The sequence below is a fragment of the Streptomyces sp. NBC_00249 genome (assembly GCF_026342355.1).
In the GTDB taxonomy this organism is placed as follows: Bacteria; Actinomycetota; Actinomycetes; order Streptomycetales; family Streptomycetaceae; genus Streptomyces.
Genome location: NZ_JAPEMV010000001.1, coordinates 1,083,274 through 1,101,256, shown reverse-complemented (window position 1 = coordinate 1,101,256; position 17,983 = coordinate 1,083,274). Strand labels below are relative to the sequence as shown.

The 17,983-nt window shown below is 71.1% G+C and carries 19 protein-coding genes; 1 reads left to right on the top strand and 18 read right to left on the bottom strand.

Annotation, left to right across the window (positions count from 1 at the left end; all coding sequences use genetic code 11):
• The first annotated feature begins 50 nt into the window (after positions 1-50).
• Positions 51-1,325 carry an APC family permease gene (locus OOK31_RS04925; protein WP_267011082.1) on the top strand — a complete coding sequence of 425 codons (1,275 nt, stop codon included), beginning with the start codon at positions 51-53 and terminating at the stop codon, positions 1,323-1,325.
• A gap of 17 nt (positions 1,326-1,342) precedes the next feature.
• Here OOK31_RS04925 and OOK31_RS04920 read toward each other — a convergent pair whose 3' ends face one another.
• The 18 genes from OOK31_RS04920 to OOK31_RS04835 all read right to left on the bottom strand — a co-directional run bounded on the left by OOK31_RS04920 (position 1,343) and on the right by OOK31_RS04835 (position 17,982).
• On the bottom strand, positions 1,343-2,332 hold the full coding sequence (locus tag OOK31_RS04920; RefSeq protein ID WP_267011081.1) for a tyrosine-type recombinase/integrase: 990 nt from the start codon (positions 2,330-2,332) through the stop codon (positions 1,343-1,345).
• 454 nt (positions 2,333-2,786) lie between these two features.
• The gene (locus tag OOK31_RS04915) at positions 2,787-3,227 is read right to left on the bottom strand and encodes a hypothetical protein (protein WP_267011080.1); all 441 of its coding nucleotides are present in this window, start codon (positions 3,225-3,227) and stop codon (positions 2,787-2,789) included.
• Positions 3,228-3,371: 144 nt separating this feature from the next.
• Positions 3,372-4,181, bottom strand: a complete 810-nt coding sequence (locus OOK31_RS04910; RefSeq protein WP_267011079.1) for a hypothetical protein — start codon at positions 4,179-4,181, stop codon at positions 3,372-3,374.
• A 206-nt stretch (positions 4,182-4,387) separates the two neighbouring features.
• Positions 4,388-6,178 (bottom strand): type IV secretory system conjugative DNA transfer family protein, encoded by a 1,791-nt coding sequence (locus OOK31_RS04905; protein ID WP_267011078.1) that lies wholly within the window; start codon positions 6,176-6,178, stop codon positions 4,388-4,390.
• A 39-nt stretch (positions 6,179-6,217) separates the two neighbouring features.
• A complete protein-coding gene (locus tag OOK31_RS04900; protein ID WP_267011077.1) occupies positions 6,218-6,994 on the bottom strand; it encodes a DUF317 domain-containing protein in 777 nt (258 codons plus the stop codon).
• Positions 6,991-8,232 carry an acetyl-CoA carboxylase biotin carboxylase subunit family protein gene (locus OOK31_RS04895; protein WP_267011076.1) on the bottom strand — a complete coding sequence of 414 codons (1,242 nt, stop codon included), beginning with the start codon at positions 8,230-8,232 and terminating at the stop codon, positions 6,991-6,993. Before OOK31_RS04895 ends, OOK31_RS04900 begins: the two co-directional genes overlap by 4 nt.
• A gap of 34 nt (positions 8,233-8,266) precedes the next feature.
• Entirely contained in the window at positions 8,267-8,812 is a 546-nt protein-coding gene (locus tag OOK31_RS04890; RefSeq protein ID WP_267011075.1) for a hypothetical protein, read from the bottom strand.
• Positions 8,813-8,882: 70 nt separating this feature from the next.
• Positions 8,883-9,710, bottom strand: coding sequence for a DUF317 domain-containing protein (locus OOK31_RS04885; RefSeq protein ID WP_267011074.1), 828 nt, complete (start codon positions 9,708-9,710; stop codon positions 8,883-8,885).
• Positions 9,701-10,066, bottom strand: a complete 366-nt coding sequence (locus tag OOK31_RS04880; RefSeq protein WP_267011073.1) for a hypothetical protein — start codon at positions 10,064-10,066, stop codon at positions 9,701-9,703. The genes OOK31_RS04885 and OOK31_RS04880 overlap by 10 nt, the downstream gene beginning before the upstream one ends.
• 157 nt (positions 10,067-10,223) lie before the next feature.
• The gene (locus OOK31_RS04875; RefSeq protein WP_267011072.1) at positions 10,224-11,009 is read right to left on the bottom strand and encodes a DUF317 domain-containing protein; all 786 of its coding nucleotides are present in this window, start codon (positions 11,007-11,009) and stop codon (positions 10,224-10,226) included.
• Positions 11,006-11,392: a hypothetical protein gene (locus OOK31_RS04870; protein WP_267011071.1), complete on the bottom strand. Its 387-nt coding sequence runs from the start codon at positions 11,390-11,392 to the stop codon at positions 11,006-11,008. The genes OOK31_RS04875 and OOK31_RS04870 overlap by 4 nt, the downstream gene beginning before the upstream one ends.
• Positions 11,393-11,669: 277 nt before the next feature.
• Complete coding sequence (locus OOK31_RS04865; RefSeq protein ID WP_267011070.1) at positions 11,670-12,437, bottom strand: hypothetical protein; 768 nt, start codon at positions 12,435-12,437, stop codon at positions 11,670-11,672.
• Positions 12,438-12,462: 25 nt separating this feature from the next.
• Complete coding sequence (locus OOK31_RS04860) at positions 12,463-13,116, bottom strand: hypothetical protein (RefSeq protein WP_267011069.1); 654 nt, start codon at positions 13,114-13,116, stop codon at positions 12,463-12,465.
• Entirely contained in the window at positions 13,113-14,006 is an 894-nt protein-coding gene (locus tag OOK31_RS04855; protein WP_267011068.1) for a hypothetical protein, read from the bottom strand. Before OOK31_RS04855 ends, OOK31_RS04860 begins: the two co-directional genes overlap by 4 nt.
• A gap of 75 nt (positions 14,007-14,081) precedes the next feature.
• A complete protein-coding gene (locus OOK31_RS04850; protein ID WP_267011067.1) occupies positions 14,082-14,498 on the bottom strand; it encodes a hypothetical protein in 417 nt (138 codons plus the stop codon).
• Positions 14,499-14,604: 106 nt separating this feature from the next.
• On the bottom strand, positions 14,605-15,102 hold the full coding sequence (locus OOK31_RS04845) for a hypothetical protein (RefSeq protein ID WP_267011066.1): 498 nt from the start codon (positions 15,100-15,102) through the stop codon (positions 14,605-14,607).
• Positions 15,103-15,596: 494 nt separating this feature from the next.
• Positions 15,597-16,157, bottom strand: a complete 561-nt coding sequence (locus OOK31_RS04840) for a hypothetical protein (protein WP_267011065.1) — start codon at positions 16,155-16,157, stop codon at positions 15,597-15,599.
• Between the two features lie 688 nt (positions 16,158-16,845).
• Positions 16,846-17,982: a hypothetical protein gene (locus OOK31_RS04835; RefSeq protein WP_267011064.1), complete on the bottom strand. Its 1,137-nt coding sequence runs from the start codon at positions 17,980-17,982 to the stop codon at positions 16,846-16,848.
• Between the last annotated feature and the right edge of the window lies 1 nt (position 17,983).

Below are 17,983 nucleotides of genomic sequence, written 5' to 3'. Positions count from 1 at the left end.
TCGGCTACCGTGCGCCGAGATCGACGGCTGGTGCAGTGAAGGAGCAAGTGATGAACACGGTGGGGGCCTCGACGGGCTCGGATGAGCTGAAGCGCCGCCTGGGGGTGTCCGACGCGGTGATGATCGGCTTGGGGTCGATGATCGGGGCCGGGATCTTCGCCGCGTTCGCCCCGGCAGCCGACGCCGCCGGATCCGGACTCCTGCTCGCCCTGGCGCTGGCCGCGATCGTGGCGTACTGCAACGCCACGTCATCGGCCCGGCTGGCGGCCTGCTACCCCGAGTCCGGTGGGACCTACGTCTACGGCCGTGAGCGCCTGGGCGACTTCTGGGGCTATCTGGCCGGCTGGGCGTTCGTGGTCGGCAAGACCGCCTCCTGCGCGGCGATGGCCCTGACCGTCGGCTTCTATGCGTGGCCGGACCAGGCGCACGCAGTCGCGGTCGCCGCCGTGGTGGCGCTGACAGCCCTCAACTACAGCGGCGTGCAGAAATCAGCGTTGCTGACTCGCGTCATCGTCGCTGTCGTTCTCGCGGTCCTGGCCGCCGTGGTGACCGCCTGCCTGACCAGTGACACCGCCGACTTCGCGCGCCTGGACATCGGCGCGGACATGACCGTCGGCGGGACACTCCAGGCGGCCGGCCTGCTGTTCTTCGCCTTCGCCGGATACGCCCGGATCGCCACACTCGGCGAAGAGGTCCGCGACCCCGCCCGCACCATTCCCCGGGCCATCCCTCTCGCGCTGGGCATCACCCTGGTCGTCTACGCGGCTGTCGCCGTGGGCGTCCTGGTGGTGCTGGGGCCAGAGCGCCTCGCTCAGAGTGCCGCGCCGCTCGCCGAGGCGGTGCGTGCCGCCGGTGTCCCGGAGCTGGCCCCGGTGGTGCGGGTCGGGGCGGCTGTCGCGGCGCTCGGGTCGCTTCTCGCGCTGATCCTCGGGGTCTCGCGCACCACCTTGGCCATGGCGCGTGACCGGCACCTGCCGCACGCGCTGGCGGCGGTGCACCCTCGATTCCAGGTTCCCCACCGTGCCGAACTGGTCGTCGGTGCCGTGGTCGCCCTGCTGGCCGCGACGGTGGATGTGCGGGGCGCGATCGGCTTCTCGTCCTTCGGGGTCCTGGCCTACTACGCCGTCGCCAACGCCGCCGCCTGGACTCTTACCCCTGGAGAGGGGCGTCCGCCTCGCCTCGTGCCGCTCGTCGGTCTCGCCGGGTGCGGGGCCCTCGCCTTCGCTCTGCCTGTGGTCTCGGTGATCTCCGGCGCCGCCGTCCTCGTACTCGGCGCTGCCGTGTACGGCGTGCGGAAGGCCGTGGCCAACGGCTCCCGCAGCTGAGGATCCTGCCCGAGGCTTCACTGCTCCCGCTCTTCGGTGCGTGCCGGGACCGTGCCCATGAGCGAGGTGAGGGGGATGAAGGCGTTGTCGGTCCCGAGCTCTTTCGGGGTCGGGCCGGCAGGGGTGGGGATGTCGGCGAGCCGCTGGGTGAGGGCCGTGACCGCGTCGCGGTCCCCCTCGAGGGCCTCGCGCTCGTCGTCGGTCAGGTCGAGCTGTTCGAGCATGGGGTTGATGCCGTCCTTGACGGCCAGGAGCTGGCCCTTGGTGGACTCCTTGGGGACGTAGAAGGGGCAGCGGGCGCAGGCCATGCGGTGGGGGCACTTGGCGAAGAAGTCGTAGCTGCAGTAGCCGTCGCCGAGGTCGTAGTACTTCCAGGGCTGTTCGCCGCCGGCGGCGGCACCGGTGAGGATGCTGTCGCGGTCGATGAGGACTTCGATGGTGCGCATGTTGCGGGCGAAGTAGTCGGCCTTCCGGTAGGCGGCGGTCAGGGTTCGTTGGAGGATCTGGGCGTAGTAGCGGGTGCTGGCGGGGTGCTTGTGGCCGAGCCATTGCTGCAGGTCGCCGAGGGTGAGGGGGGCGCGGGCGTTGAGGAGCTGGGTGGCGATGGTGCTGCGGGCCCGGTGGCTGGTGAGGGCGCCGCGGGAGTCCTCGGTGGGGATGCCGGCCTTCTGGCAGAGGGCTGGGATGATGTTCTCGTTGAGGTAGGCGTTGCCCACCAACTGGCCGCGGTGGCAGAACAGGTGCTGGCGGGGCAGGCCGGTCTTGCGGTCCGCGAGGTCGGGCTGGGGCGAGCGGACCAGTTTCCAGGCGTCGATCAGTTCTCCGACCAGCGGGTCGACGGGTTTGGCGAAGGGCCCGCTGGTCTTGTTCTGCGGGATGTGCAGCAGGCAGATCGGGTACGTCTCGCCGGTTCGTTCGTCGGTTCCTTCGTCCCAGGTGATGCATTCCAGGTCCAGGCGGCGTAGTTCGTCGATGCGGCAGCCGGCGAACAGCCAGACGCCGACCATGGCCCTGACCATCTCGAAGACACGCGAAGGATCGGAATTCCGGCCGGTGCGGCGATCTCGCGTCGATCAGGTCGGCGCTCGCGTACAGCTGCTGGTCCTGGACGGCCTTGACTGCCGCGAGGGACTCGTGTGCCAGCTGCGCCGCGGAGTTGGCGTGCGCACCCAGCTCTGGACCAGAGGCGTGGGTGGGCCGGAAGAGGGCGAGGGCGTCGTTGTGCCGGGTGTAGTTGCCAGCCAGGGAGAGGAGGAGTTCGACGGGTGTGCGGGGCTCGGGCACGTCGAACAACTGGCCGTCGGTGGGCTCGGTCATAGGCAGGGAGGGCCTTCGGGTGGGGCCGGGTGCCGAAATGCTCGGGACGCGGCGGGGCGGGAAGCCGGGAAATCCGGGAGGGGCGGGGCGGGCCTCAGCAATGCGCGGGAAGTGCCACGTTCAGTGCTGCCGCCGAGGTCGGCTTCAGAGCCGGGATCGTGCAGCTGATGCGGCAGGCGCAGGGAGGCTGGGTGCCGGCGCGGCGGGCGTGCCGGGCTGCGTGAAGGCAGGCGCCAACTGTTGGAGTTCGCTGGCCAGGTGCTGGGCGAGTGCCTGGCTGGTGACGAGACGGGCGTGCACCGTCTCTGGCAGCCGGTTCCAGCGGGCCTGGAGTCGGGCCCGTTCGATGAGCGCGGCGGCGGCCTCCAACTGGGCAGAGACCAGGCCGAGCACTGCCTCCTGGTCGTCGTCGTGACCGGTGGCCTGGAGCAGCTCGTCCAGTGCACCTGGCAGCGGCGGGCGTTCGAGCGGAAGGCCGTACAGCTGGGCGTGCAGTGTGTTGGCGAGGCCGAGCACGGGTCCGCCGGAGGAACGGAAGTCGTAGCGGGACTCGGCGCTGCGCAGCAGGCCGAAGCTGACGGTCACGACGTGCGGCGGAGGCGGCGGGTTGGTGGAGATGCGGGTGGCGAGGGCGCGTGCGATGTCGGCGGGGGTGGGTGCGCCGAAGTGGTTGGTGGGGGGCGTGAGATCTCCTTGGGTGGGTACGGGGCGGTGGTGTGGTCCGGCCGCTCAGCGGCGGGCAACCGCCGGGCCTGCTGAGTTCGTTCTTGCCGGAGCGGGGGTCGTGGCGGTGACGGAGCGGACCCGACGGGTGCTGGCTGCGAGCAGGGCCTGGACGCCGGTGGTGGTGAGCCGCAGACCGAATCGGTCCTGGTGTTCCGGGAGCGGTGTGACGGTGATGAGCTGTTTGGTGGCGAGGGTGTCGACTGTGGCCGGCAGGACGTGCGCGGACAGGGGGGATACGACCTCCCGGGTGCCGTAGCGCTCGCGGAATACGCCGTCGCCCCGCGCCAGGGAAGCGAGCCCTTTGCGTTGGGCGTCGCTGATCGTGACGGTCTTGCCTCCCGGGCTCAGGCCCGCCCGCGCGGCACGTATCTGGGCGCAGATGAGTCCTTCGTGCCGCAGCAGGGCGGCGCGGATCGGCTCGACGGCCGAGGGCGCTCGGGACAGCGGGGCGCGGGTCTGTTCCAGGAGGCCGCCGGCAGAGGCGGTGTCGTCGTGAGCGAGAGCCGAGATGGTGTCCGCCGCCCGTGCGGCGGCGGTCGTGGTGGCCTCGGTCAGCTGGCGCAGGAGGGCGACGGCCTCGCGGCCGTCGAGGGTGGTCGGCGCGTCGCTCAGCGCCGCCTTGGAGAGCAGCTTGCCGCAGAGCAGCGAAGTCCGGTGCAGGGTGCCGCTGATCCGCACCATCTTCTCCAGCTGTCCCTGGCCCGCGCTGCGCTGCTTCTTGAGGTCGTCGAACCCGTACGCGGCATCGAGCAGCAGGTTGGTGAGGAGCAGCAGTTCCTCGTTGCTCGGGCCGAGGGGGAAGGATTGGGGCAAGGGGTCTCCTGGGATAGGGGAAGGCGGATGCCTGATGGCGCAGGTGCGGGCGGTGGGGCGGCCCACCGTGGCGGTCGGTCGCCGTAGCCCGGTCTCGGCGGCGGCGCTGACGGCAAAGGCCATCCAGGCCGGTGGCGGGTGGCGGCGGCGTCAGGCACGGATGAAGGCATTCGTGTAGCGGAATCGCACGGGTGTGAGGTGCGGTATCACGCGGCCTTCTTGAAGTCGGCCTGCGTAGGGGCGGCTTTGGCGACGGCCCGCGCGGTGATCGCGTCCGAGGCTGCCTTGGACGCGGCGGCCAGGTCGCCCGCGCCCGGTTCGAGGTACCAGGGGCGCAGGTCGAGCGCGGCCGGGCGGAGCCCGGTGGCGAAGAGCAGGGCGGTGCCCTTGGGCAGCGCGCGGATCCGGTCCGCGGGCAGGATCCGCTCCTGCCGCATGCTGATCGAGGTGGACTTGCCCGAGTCGGAGATGGAGGTGGACTTCGTCTCGACGTCGTGGTCGCCGATCAGCCGGCTGAGCTTGTCCGCGAAATCGGGATCATCGATACCGGCACCGATGACCTTGATCGTTGCCGCCGACCACATGGCGTCCATGCCTGCGTCCGACCACACTTTCTGGCCCTGCCGGTAGCTCTGCAGGATCGTGATCGGGATGATCCCGCGGGAACCCAGGTGCGAATACAGGTCGGGCAAATCGCTGATCTTGCACACGTTTGCCGCCTCGTCGAGGATCGCGAGCATGGGCGGGTCGAGACGTCCGCCGCTGCGTTCGGCTCGGGAAGTCGCCGCCCGCATCACCGAGTCCGCGCACGCCGCGATCAGCGCGGAGGCTCCGCCGCCACCGTCCTTGGAGAGCAGGAACAGCGTGTCGGTGGAGGCCACGAAATCGGCCGGGCGGAACTCCGGGACGTCCTTCTGCGGGGTCACCCAGGTGGCGATGTCGGCGCTGAGCAGGGCGGACGCGTACTGTCTCGCGGTCTCATACACACCGTCTCTGGTTTCCGGCGGGCCCTCGACCGTTCCCTTCAACTGGGCCGCGACAGCGGTGAATCCGTGGTCGCGCAGGATGTCGAGGGGGCGCCGGTCGGCGGGGAAGGCCAGCCACTGCATCACGTCCGTGATCGGACGGTTGTCGAGGGCCGCGGCCAGGAACAGCTGGCTCAGGACGTTGCTGCCGGCCTTCGACCAGAAGTCCCCCTGCTGGCTCGCGTCCACGGACGCGGAGAGGAAGTGTCCCGCCAACCGCCCCGCGCCCTCCAGAGACTTCGCGTCCGCCAACGGGTTCCACCACATGGTGCGCGGTGCGTGGGCGATCTGCTGAGGGTCCATCGACCACACCCGCCCTACCTTGCTGCGGGCGTCGAAGCAGGTCGTATAGGCGTCACCGGCCGCTTTGTTGCTGGTGAGGAGTACGGCGCCGGGCGCGGCCAGGATGGAGGGAATCGCCAGCGAGGTGGTCTTGCCGGAGCGGGGGGCCATGATCGCGACCGCTACGTCCTCCCACCCCATCCGGACTTCGGTCTTGCTGCCCTGGAGATTGCCGAGGAGGATCCCGGTGTCGGACGGGGCGATGCGTTGGGCGTCCTTCAAGCTCGGGCGCAGGCTGCGGGCTTTGTCGGTGATTGCGGCGGCCAGGACAGGTGCGATGTCCTTGGCCTTCGCGGTGCCCTCGATGCGGCGCTTCCCGTTGCCGCCGAGCGTGCCCTTGTGGCGGCTCCACCACAGGCCGCTGGCGGCGGCAAGGGCGAGCATGGCCAGGACGGGCAGGATCCGCGCACCGATCAGCAGGGACGTTTCTCCCAGGCCGGGCCAGAGCTGGTCGGGGCGTATGAGGGCGTCGGCGGGCCGGTAGGCGGCCCAGGGGTTGCCGGTGGCCAGGGCGGTGATGTTCCCGCCGAGCCAGGCGAGGTGGGCGAGGGGGATGGCGACGGCGAAGGCCCCGAGGAGGGCCTTGAAGGCTATGTCGTAGCCGTCGGAGGAGGAGCTGGGCTGAGACAAGGGCGCGCGATTCCATGGAGGGGTCGGGGACGAAGGGGGTCAGCGGGAGCGGCGCGGCAGCGATCCGCCGGGTGGCTGCGGCGGCAGCGGTGTGCCGGTGCGGTGGGCGGCGAGGCGGTCGACCCGTTCCCACAGGGCGTACTCGGCCTGATGGGCGGGAACGCGTTCGCGGTCGATGCGGACGCTGTAGCGCAGGAAGGGGGATATCTCTTTCTCGTCACGCAGCAGCGGCTCGGTGGAGACCATGCCGGCGAGGACTGCGGCGGCCAGGTGGGGCGGGGTGTGGTCGGAGAAGTACGCCCGCCAGGCCGTACGGGCAGTGGGCTCGGAGGTCCAGGGGCCGTCGTGGGCGGTGACCTCGATGTGCAGCGCGCCGAGAGGGTGCCGGGAGACGGTGACGAATCCGTCGGGCGAGGAGATCTGGTGCTCCAGGACGGAGCGCTTCCAACCGGCCTGCTCCAGGACCTGCATCGGATCGGCCGCGCTGTCGGCCGGGCCGGTGGTGAGGGCGTCGGTGGCGGCGGCGATGATCTCGGCCGGGGTCCGGGCGCCGAAGCGCATGGTCCACGCCTTCTCGCCGGCGGTGGTCCCGGTGTGGTGCAGGGTCCACCAGTGTTCGTCCGGGTCCGGTGACAGCAGCAGCTCGGCCTGCCGGTCGCGGCGGGTGAGCCGTACGACCGGGCTGAGGGGGATGTGCGCGGGCTGCCAGCGGAATGCCTTCTGCAGCGGGGCTGTCACCCAGCGCGGGTCACCGCCGCCGGCCAGATACCGGGGGGTGACCTGGGCGAGTACCGGCGGCTTCTCGGGCTCGTTCACTCCCGCCCGCTGTCCGTGACGGTGACGGCTATGTGGTTCGCGGTGACCGTGCGGCGCGCGACGGCGAGTTCCAGGGTGTCGGCGTGGGTGGCGAACAGGCCGATGCGGGCGGAGTCGAGGTCGCCTGCGGGCGGCAGCAGGACCTCGTCGCCTTCCTCCATCAGCCAGGCCGGGCCGTGCACCCACCCGGCGGCCCCGGTGAACCCGCCGACGATGGCCCGCTCGGCGAGGGTGCCGGAGGCGGGGGCGTAGAGGACCTTGATGGCGACGGCCTGGTGCCGGGCGGGGGTGAGGTCGGGGGCCCAGCCGACGGCCAGGTCGGCGGCGATCCGCGGCAGGGACAGTCCCGTTGCCCGCCAGACCGCCCAGCCGATCCAGTCCCCGCCGATCCTCGCGTTGACCTCGATTACGCGCGGTCCGGAGGGGGTGAGCCGCAGTTCCACGTGCTGGATGCCGTTCATGGTGCCGGTGGCCTTGACCGCCGCCGAGGCGATGGGCGCGACGGTCTCCAGCAGCGGGTCGCTGGCGGTGAGGGTGTGGCCGATTTCCTCGAACAGCGGCTCGGCCCCGAGTTCCTTGCGGGTCACCGCGACCGCGGTGGTCACGCCCTGGTACGTCACGCACTCGACGCTGACTTCCTCGCCGGACAGGTACTCCTCGACCAGGACGACGGTGTTGTCTCCGCCGTGGAGCTGGACCCCGCGGGTGGCGAAGGCGTAGGCGTCGGCCAGGTCCTCTTGCGTCTCGGCCTTGATGACGCCGATGCTGCCGCCGACCGAGGCGGGCTTGACGACGACCGGATAGCCGATGGCAGATGCTGCCGAGAGGGCCTCGTCCAGGGAGTTCGCCGCGGTGGACCGGGCCGACGGAACACCGTGGGCAGCGAACGCGGCGCGGCTGGCGGCCTTGTCCCGGCAGGTGCGGACCGACTCCACGCTGGTAGTGGCGAGACCGAGGTGCTCGGCCAGCCGGGCCACCGCAGTCAGGTGGGCCTCGGCCCAGGTCACCACGCCCGCGATCGGTCGGCGCTCGGCAAGCGCCTCACCAGCAGCGAAGAGGCCGGCCTCATCCTCGATGTCGCTGACGATCTCATGGTCGACCACGTGGGGTCCTTCCCAGGTGATCGGACCGGTCGTGATGACGGCGACGTCGTAGGCATCGGCAACCTGGCGCAGGCAGTAACCGCGATAGATGTCGTCACCCGGGGCGACGACGAGGACGAACGGACGCAGGGACAAGCGGACTCCAAGGCAGAAGGGAAGAGAGGTTGGTTCAGCGGCGGGTCGTGCGACCGGCGGTGGCCGGCGGAGCAGGTGGCGGCGGGGTGGTGGCGTCGATCCGAGGGCCCGCGGCGCTGCCTACGGCGGAGGTGCGGATCTCCAGGACGGCACGACCGTGGACGAACCAGCCGTACAGGGCGTTCCACGCCTCCGCGTTACGGGCGTCAACTGCAGCGTGGCGGGCCTCCGCGCTCGCATGAGGATGGGCAGCGAGGAGGGTTCGGCACTCCGTCCTGATGGCCGCTATCTGGTCGAGCGCATCGCGCAGTTGAGTCAGTTGCCAGGCCCAACGGCTCTGGACGGAAGAGGAGGGGACCCGTTCGAGGTCGGCCTCGGCGGCGTCGAGCAGGACGCCGGCCTCCTCGCTGACCGGTTCGAACGCCTTCCACACCACGTGGTCCCGGACGGCCTTGCGGTCGTCGTAGCTCTCCGGGTCGTACGGCCAGCCATCGAGATCGGTCTGCTCGTCGGAGTACAGGTCCCAGGCGTCGACCGCCGCATCCGCCGCGCGCAGGAAGGTCGCGAGACGGCTGACCATCGCCTGAAGGCCGGGGACGCCAGTGCTGCCGGAGGGGGCGGATTGGGGCAAGGGCGGGCCTTCTCGGGTTTCAGGAGCGGGATGTACGGGAGTGCGCCGGACTTGCCGGGGCGGCGGCCGGGGCCGGTAGGCGGGTGGTGAGGTGGGTGCGGCGCTGGGAGCGGGCCTGTGCCCGGGCGGCGTCGATGCGGGTGAAGTGGGCTTCGACTGCCTGCTGGGGAGTGAGCGGGCTGGGGTTCTGCCGGGCGCTGTAGTGATCGAGGTCGTACATGCCACGCAGGACGGGGGCGGCCGAGACGAGCTGTTCGGCCAGGCCGGCCATGAGGTGCTCCGGGACCGGGCCGCTGATCCACATCTTCCAGATCGGCGCACCGATGTGGTCGGGCTGGACGATGCGCCAAGCCAGGTGGTCGGAGGAGTCGTTGAAGATCGGACGCAGTTCGGCGCGGATCGGCAGCTCCGGTGCAGGCGAGCGGGCCTGGCCGGTGCCGCCCGGCTGGCGCTCCACGGCCCAGCCGGCCTTCTGCATGTGCTCCCACGGACTGCTGTCGCCCCGGCGCGGTCCGTGGAGAAGGCCGTCGGTGAATCCGGCGATGATCTCCGCCGGCACCATCCGGTCGAAGGAGGCGTTCCACGTCCAGTCGACGGACTGGATCCGCCACGGCGAGCCGGAGGCGAACGGATCGATCACCATCTGGTGCCGGGCCTCGTCGGGGCCAGCCAGGGCGATCCGGAGGTCGCCGGGGGCGGAGGTGAGGGTCCAGCCGGCGGCGAGCAGGGCGTGGGTGACGTGGCGTGGGTCGCCGGGCCCGGCGAGGGGGCGGGGCGTGGTCTCGAAGGGGATCTTCGTGGCGTGGTCCTCGGCGTACGAGGCCCGCTGGGCGGGGCTTACCGCCACGGGACCGCCTGGGCGGGTGCCCTGCTGACGGAGGCAGTCCGCAGGGGTTCCAGGGTGAGGTCGAGCAGCCGCAGGTCCTGCAGGAGGGATGCGGCTTCGATGTACTCGCCTAGGGTCGCCTCGACGGTGTCGGTGCGGGGAACGGTGGTCTCCTGGGCGAGGTAGCGGGCGATGCCGCGCAGGGCTTCGCCGAGGCGGGCTGCGGTACCTGTATCGGCGTTGACGAGCGCGGCGATCAAGGGAAGGGCATCGGCCAGGCTGGGACCGGTCCGCAGGTGGGCGGCGAGGCGGTGCAGGGTCTGGGCGGACGCGCGGACCTCTTCCGCGGTCAGCTGGGTGGTGGGTTCGTCGGTCATCGAAAGCTCCGGGGAGAGGGGAAGGCGGTTCAGGAGCGTGGGGGTGTCAGGCCGTGACCGGGCGGTGGAGGCGCCGGGTGGCGGGCCGGGCCTGGTGGTCGGGGTGAGATGTCGCCCAAGGGCGCGGCCGAGGAGGGGCGACGATGGACCGGGCCGGTCATCGGGTTCTTGCATAGCCGGGTGCCTTGCTGGTCCGGGCACGGGATGAGACCCAGTTGCGGCCCCAGGTGGCGGCGCGGGCGGCGGAGAGGCGGGCCTGGTGCCAGGCGCCGAGCTGGTCGGGGCGCACGGACACGGAGGTCACGCGGATCCGGTTGCTGAGCGGGACGTGTCCGCGCGGGCGCATCACCGGCTCCGGGTCGGCCAGGGCCGTGGTCAGGGACTGCATCAGGTTCAGCGGGGTGCTCGCGGTGGCCTGCACGTTCCACACGGGCCCGTGCTCGTTACGGGCGCCGACCCACCAGTGGTCCTGGCTGCCGTCACCGCCGGCTTTGACGTACTGCACGACGGCGTGCCGGTCGGGGCTCTGGGCTACGAAGTAGTCGTCCTGCTGCATGCTCCACGACTTCTCGGTGAGCGGCGCCCACACGTTCGGGGCGTGCGCCGAGCGCGGCTTGGTGAGTGCGTCGGTCAGGCCCGCGACGATCTCCACCGGGGTCTGCGGGGTGAGGGCGACCTGCCAGGCCGGCTGATGTCCCTGGGCGGCGCCGTGGATCTGCCAGCCGCCCGGCGGCTGGTAGGCGACGCGCACCATCTGGTCGGGCGAGTCGAAGGCGAGCGTCGTGCCGGACTTGCGGGTGATGTCCTTCCAGCCCGAAGCGCGCAGGAACTCGCTGACATGCCGCAGGTCTCCGCCGCCGGCCAGGTAGCGCGGTTCGATCAGGTAGTGCTGCTCAGCTTGCTGGGCCTGACCCCAGCCGGTCCACTGCTGCTTTCGGCTCACCGGTGCCTCCCGCGCGCCACCAGGGCGGTGGCCTGAGTGGTCGGAGGCGACGTGGTCAGGGGGCGGCGCGTGGCGATCTCCTCGAAGACTTCCTGGTGTTCGTCCAGGTCGAGGGCGAGGTCGTACAACGTGTTGGCGGTGCGCCCGAGAGCCAGCCACATCTCCGCCGGGAAGACGCCGCTCTGGGCATGGTGCTTGGTCACGTAGGTACCGGTGCCGACCAGGGCTGACAGCCTGCCGAGGACGCCGCTGTCGGCATCCAGGACCTGCCGGAGGATCTGGGCGGCCTGCTGCGGCCCGGCCTGGGACAGCCGCTCGGAGAGCTGGTCGAGCTGCAGGGTGATGCCCGCCGTGAGGGCGTCGGCGGTGACGGGTGGGGTCATGGGCGGTCCAGGGGGCTGTGCGTTACCCACGACGGCGGTCAGCGGGTGTGGCGGTGGATGGAGGCGGCCGGTGCGCCAACGTGGCGCGTCGGTGACATCGCTGGCCGGGGCCGCTCGGTGCCTGCGGCTTTGACGACGACGGCGCGCAGGTAGCGGCGCAACAGGAAGCGGGCGAGCACCGGTCGGCGGGCCGCTGTGAGCAGCGGGACACGGGGCCGACCGTCAGGAGTGTCAGCCGATGGCTGGGGGCGGTTGGTCTGGCGAGGGTCGGGCACGGTCACCGGGTTCGGGCGGTGGTCCGGGCACCGGGCTGGGGCGTGGGCAGCGTGGCCTCCGCGGCCGGGCGGGCGGCGGCGCGCAGCACGGTGGCGACACCGAGGCGGGCGAGGCGGGCGCCGGCGGCCCGGACGGCGTGGGCCTGGGACCGGGTGTCGTCCCCGCCGAGCACGTACGCCTTCGCTGCGCTCTCCCAGACGAACCCTTCAGCGAGAAGGACCTCGGCTGAGGGACGGGTGGTGGTGACCGCGGCGAGGGAACCGTCCTCGAGCCAAGTCATCACCACCTGCTCCTGCTGCGCACCGGGCCCGGGCTGCGGGGGGTTCATCGCGTTGTGCCGGACCTGGGCCTGAGCGATGTCGTAGCGCGGCAGCAGATCTGCCGTGACGGCGCGGGCGGCGCGCTCGGCGTCGGCGGGCACGGCGATCCCGTCAGGCTCGCGTACCCCGGCGTACGCCTCGGGGGCGACGCCGGCCGGAGCGATGGCGGCGACGAGGAACTCCTCCTCATGCCGGGGGTGGACGGTGACGTACAGGCGCATCCCGTCGTCGCGGACGAGGTGGGCGTCGGCGCCCAGGGCGTACTCGGCGAGCGCGGCTGCTACCTCGTTGAGGTCCCATACGTTCTCGGCGTGAGTGAACTGCTCCTCGTGCCGGGCGTGCTGGTGGTACTGGATGGTCCAGTGGCCGGGGAGTTCCTCGGAGAGGACGGTGGCGAACGATTCGACGTCGCGGCTGTCGTCGGCGGGCAGGGTATGGGGGGCGGGCATGGGCTCCTCGAACTTGGGGCGGGGGTCATCGGGTCCGTCCGGAGGCGGTAGAGGCGGGTGAGGCTGGCAGGGCGGCAGCGGGGAGGGCTGTGCCAGGCCGGGCCGGGGCCGTGGTGCGGTCGGCGAGTTCGGCGCGGGTGTGCAGCAGGTCGGCGGTGATGGGACCGAGCCGGTGCTCGGCCAGGTAGCGCATCCGGGCCGCGACGTGCCGGTCCGCAGGTCCGCCGAGGCCGTCGTAGACGGAGGCAAGGGAGTGGAGAAGCTGACCCAGAGAGGCGAGGATGCCGTCGTGCGCGGCGGTCACCTCCTCCAGCCGGTCGGACACCTCGGCCGGGCTGCCCGCTTCGCGGATGGACTCTGCGAGGTTCGCGATCGACCGGCCCGTCGTCACGTAGCGGGGATCGGTCGTCGAGGTCGCGAACTGCGGGTCGGCCTGTACCCGGTATCCGGCGGCCTGGAGCCGGGCGACGGCGAGCTTGGCCACAGCCGCCTGGTCCGCCGACTCGACGGTCGGCGACATCCGGTGCCAGGTGCCCCCGCGAACCTCACGCAGGAAGAACGTGCGTTCCAGGATGCCCTGGGCCAGCCCGTCACCGCCGCGGGCGGTGATCCGTCCGGTGTCCGCGTCCCTGGTGACCGTGATGGGCGGCGCCTTGCGCGGGTTGGCAGGCTCGTTCACCGGGCCATCGCACGAGCCGAGGTGGCTGCCTGCACGGGCAGTGTCGGCGCAACGGGGGCCGGAGGTGCGGGAGGCTGGAGTCGCGAGGCGATCTCGCCCAGCTGCTCCTGCAGCCAGTACAGGCGGCGGGCTGCCCAGAACAAGTCCCGTGCGGCGGCGTCCGTTTGGTTGTCGGGCAGCGCGGCGGCCTGCCGACCGACCTCCTCCACGAGCTGGCGCACGGTGGCGATCGGGCCGGACTGCTCGGCGGCGAGCTGTCGCAGGATTCCCGCGAGCGGGCCGGTCGCGGTCGGCACCCGCGGGGAGACGGTGACCGCCGGACCGGCCGACGGGTCCTGGGGGCCGGAGCGCTGCTGGGGGCTGGAGTGCAGAAGGAGGTCGGCCGCGATGTTCCGCGCCTCGGCGACCAGGGCCTGCAGGAGCCGGTGGGGAGGGGCACTCCAAGTGCCGTCGGCACGGACCAGGTTGGCGATCACGTCCAGCCGGCCGGGCTGGCCCTGGACGGCGATCCACCGACCTGCCGCGTCGTCGCCGGGTGGCGCGATGCCGGCGACACGAGCGATCCGATAGCCGATCTCGGACCACTCGGCGTGGTTCAACTCCCGGTCCAGCGGATGCAGGTGTGCGGTGATGTGGAGGATCGCGCGCCGGTCGCCGTCGGGCCCGGAGGCGAGTGGGTGCTCCAGCGACGGGTCGGCGAGATGGTCGGCCCACGTCGCAGACCCCCATATCCGGTCGTCGTCGGTGTAGTGGTCCAGCCGGTTCCAGTGGGCCACCACCGTGCCGCCGGGCTCGGTGGTCAGGCCCTCGGCCATGCTGATCTCGCGGCCGAGCGCCTCGGCGAGGGCTTCGTCGGCGGTCACGTCACGGGAGTGGACTTCAATGATCATGATCTCGCTCGGGGTCGGGCTTTTCGAAGGGCGGCTGCGGGCCGGCGGCTTCGCGCAGTGGCAAGACGGCGGTGATCACCGGCCGGTGCGGGCGTCGGCGATGTGGAGGAGCTGGTTGGCGGCGGTCAGGGAGTACCAGCTGCAGTCCACGGCCTCCTCGGCGTCCCCGAGGCGCTTGACCAGGTATTCCCGCAACGCCTTCTGGTGCATCAGGCACTCCGGGCACCGCTTGGACAGGTGCACCAGGTAGCGGGGGTGGGCGGTGACGTAGGACCGGTCGCCGCCATTGGGGTCGAGCAGCCTCCATCCGTTCTCGTCGGTCGGGGTGTGCCAGGAGGGGACCACGATCTTCATCGCGTCGCCCCACAGCTCTCCGCCGGCGGCGCCCTTGAGGACCACGACGTGCTCGCCGGGGCGGAAGTGCTGATGGGTGATGTCCCGGTCGGGGGTGAGCGGGTCGGGCGGGAGGTAAACGGGGCGGGTCTCGGGCACGGAGGTCCTTCCACGAAGACGCTGGGCGGCGGTGGAAGACAAAGGGTCCGGAGAATCCCCGGTTTCCGAAACCGGGGGTCGGCGGCTATATTGCGCGCCGCCCGGCCTACCGGAACGGATTCTCCGTGGGCCGGTCGCGGTCATCGGCGGCCTCCAGCAGCTCGGGCAGATCGGTCCCTTCGGCCTCGCGCTGGTCGACCCACCACCCCGCCCTCGTCAGCAGCCGGACCTGCTCCTCCAGCTGGGCCCAGTCGGCTCCGTCCCAGGTGCCTTCGGTGACCAGCGCGGCGTACGCGCGGGTCACCAGCTGGTGGCGGGTGCGCTCGCCCCAGCCCAGGATCTTTTCGGGTCCCTCAAGGGGCGGCATGTCGAACTGGGTTGCCCAGTCCGCAGCGGCGGTCTGTTCTTCGGCGCGCTTGGCGGCCAGCCACTCGGCCGTGCTGGCGGCATCCGCCTGGTGATCGGCCCGCCAGCAGTCGGTGCACTGCCGGGCGGCGAGCCAGCGGGCGTATCCAGCGCGCTGGTCCGCCGAACGGCTCGACAGATCAACGGTGTTGCTATGTCCACAGCTGTGGACGATCTCGAAAGATATGGGTACGGGCATGGCGAACTCCTTGCGTAGCAAGAGGGATGGAGGTGGGTGGGGTGACGCGGCCGTGCGGCGGTGGAGGTGAGCATCTGCCGGTGGCGGCGGGGAGTGGATCCGGGACCCGGTGCAAGTCGGGACGGAGCAGGAGCCCGGCGGGTTTGTCACGGGCGGTGATCACCGGGCCGCCGCCGGGCATGGAGGGTTGAGCGACGTCACCGCTGCGGCGTGATCCGCCACCGGCTCGGCACTAGGGCTGAGGACTGGTATCGGGCTGGCGGTTCTGCCGTGAACGCTCTGGCGCGGTCGAGAGCGGTGCGCGGCGGTGAGGGTGAAGGTAAGCGTCCGGCGGTACGCAGGCGGCGGTCAAGAAGGGCACGTTCGCCCGTATTGTGATGCCAAGCAGAGCCGCGGGCTCTGCGGCGGGGGTTGCTACTGCCGTACTCGCGTTCAACGTGGTGGCCATAACCGATGCATCCATCAAGGCTGTGCAGGCCGAGGTCTCGGCATGGTCAGATCTTCAGGGCGTAGCCCTTGGTGACCTTGTCGACTTGATCAGCCAGAGTGCGGAGGTCGATCGAACCCGCCTCGCTCCAGTCCTTGATGGGGCACTTGAGATCAACTCCCAGGCTGGAGAGCTTTTCTACCTGCCGCCGCAACTGTTCGATGACCGCGCGGTGATGGTTGAACTTCTCGCGCTCGGCGTCGGCTTCGGAGCTGGACGCCAGGTTCGGGAAGCTCTGGCTCGCACCTGCCAGAAACCTGACAAAGTTGCTGGTTGTGTGGGTGTGCACTGCCTCGTTCGCGAGTGGGAGTGTCCTCGTTAGTTCCGAGTGCGCGCGGCGAACCCTCTTTCGCTCCGCCTCTAGGGTTGCGGCTTCTGCGGCGAGTTGCTGGTCAAGCTTCGCGTGATTGATCGCCTGCTTCTTGCGGCGGTCGGCCTTGCGTACCTTGACCCGATCGCGAAGATCCTCCAGCCAGGCATAGGCGGCCCCTTTGGCTACGATTCGCCATGCTGTCGTCAGCCCCGTTAGAAAGCCGACCGCTGCCCCGAGCAAGAGTTCCATCAGCACTGCCAGGCCCCCGACGTAACGTGTCCACGTGAGCGCAGAGTGTAGCCAAGGGGGGCTGTGGGGTGGGGGATGGACGTCAATTCGACTACGCGGTAGGGCGGATGGCAGGTGGGTGTCGCGTGGCGCGCTCAACTCTGGCCTGGGTTTGAGAGGGTGCTACTCAGCTGCACGAGGGCTTGGGTCAGTGCTTCTATTTGCTGCCGAGGCTGTGGCCCACTGGGTCGGGTGTCAGGCATGGCTACCGTGTTCGTGCGGCGGCCGGGGAATGGATAACGGCGGCGGTCGCGGGCGGGGTGGTGACTTGGGGGGTGCCAGTGCGGTGCTGAGGAGGCCGGGAGGCGGCGGCCTGAGCAATCCGAGCCCGCCGGTCTGTCAGGCTGTTGTGCTGGGCTGGACTAACCGGTGTGGCGGGTTCTTCCGGATCGATGGAGTGGTCCGCGTGCACTGTGAAGCCGTGACGGCGGAGGTCGTGGACGGTCTGCCGGGCCCGGCGCCGCGGGTTCTGGTCAGGATGGGTGAGCTGGTACAAGTCCGGTCGGCCGGGGACGGGCTCGAACTGTTCGTGCTGGAGGTACCAGTCGGCGAGGTGGGGTGTGATGGCCGCGGTAGCGCGGGCGACCACCCCGTGCTCGGGGTGCACCCCGAAGTGGAAGTGCGGTTGCATGGGTGTCCTGGTGGTCGGGGGAGGTCATCGGCTGCGCGGCGCCCGCCCGAGGGCGGATGGCGGGGCTTTGCCGACGGCGGGAATCGCAGGCCAGACCGTGGACGCAGGGCCGATGGGTCGGGCGGCGCGGGCCTGCCGCAGCAGGGCCGGCGCGTCGGTGCGCCATCGGCGGAGGGTCTCGGCCGTGCCGGGTGGCAGGGCGGCAGGCGAGGACGGTGCCGCCGGCCACGAGGGTTCCGCCGCGTCCGGGTGAAGGAGCTGGTGCAGGCGGTCCAGGGAGGCGGAGTCCTCGGCGCCCGACACTGGGCGCACATGGGAGAGGAGCTCAGCGGCGTGGGGTCGCAGGCGGCGCCACTCCACGGAGCTCTCTTCGAGGTACTGCTGCTCGGTGTGTCCGAGCGTGGCCGGGTCCAGGAGCGTGCCGTCGCTGTAGCGGCCGGACTGCTGGATTGCCGTCCACTCTGCATGGAGTTCCTCGAGCCTGCCGTGCGCCGCTTCGATGGCGGCCAACAGCCGTTCGTGGACGGCCCGCTCGTACGAGGGCAGGAACGTGCCGGTGACTAGGCCGGCGGCGTGGGCCGCTTCGGACGGCAGCACGACCGAGCTGGGGGCGAGCGGGTCGGCGTAGTTGTCGTCGAAGGGGGTGCTCGCGAAGCAGCCGAGCAGGTATTCGTGTGCGCTGCCGGGCCGTTCGACGAGGAGGAGTTCGATGCCCGCGCCGTTGGTGAGGTTGGCGGCGTACGGGATGCGGCTGTGCTCCACGGCGCCGATGAGTTCGCCCGAGTCCCAGAGGAGGGGGACGAGGTCTCCCTGCCACACCGGGTGGGCGTAGACCTCGACCTTCACTGTCCATGCGCCGGGCAGGCCGTCGGCCAGCGCGGTGGCGTAGTCGCCCAGGTACGGGCGGGCGCCGCCGAAGAGGTGGACGCGGTGTCGGCGCGCGTTCTCTGCGAGAGCAAGCAGGTTGGGCTTTGCGGTGTCTACCTCGTGCAGGGCGTACGTGCCGTCGGGGCGCCGCTCGAATCCGGGCGTGAGCCGCAGGGCGGTGTCGGCCCACCGGTACTGCTCGCCCACGGGGACGGCGACCAGGCCGTCGGCCGGGCTGAGGGCGAGGATGATCTGTGCCAGGCCCCTGGGGCGGGGCGTCGTGCGGTCGTCCATG